The 342-nt window shown below is 45.0% G+C and carries 1 rRNA gene; it reads right to left on the bottom strand.

The window, feature by feature from the left end:
* Window positions 1–40: 40 nt before the first annotated feature.
* A 5S ribosomal RNA gene (rrf, locus tag C5749_RS19390) occupies window positions 41–152 on the bottom strand.
* Between the last annotated feature and the right edge of the window lie 190 nt (window positions 153–342).

The raw sequence follows: 342 nt of genomic DNA on the forward strand, positions 1-342 counted from the left end.
AAAAAAGCCCCTTCAGAAATCTGAAGGGGCTCCGTATAAAAACCGGCACCGACCTACTCTCCCACCTTTTACGGCAGTACCATCGGCTCTGGCGGGCTTGACTGCTCTGTTCGGAATGGGAAGAGGTAGACACCGCCGATATAGGCACCTGAATATCTTTTTAGTGATGAATTATAAGTGATAAATGATGAGTCACTATAGCTTATAATTCATATCTATTAAATTGACAGTTATCGGGAAAAAAAGCGAACAAAAAAAGAGGACAAAGGAACTTTCCGGCGCGGAAAGCTTCGGGCTATTAGTACCGCTCGGCTATGGTATCTCTACCTTTACACCTGCGGC

It is taken from the genome of Sphingobacterium gobiense, assembly GCF_002980575.1.
Lineage (GTDB): Bacteria > Bacteroidota > Bacteroidia > Sphingobacteriales > Sphingobacteriaceae > Sphingobacterium > Sphingobacterium gobiense.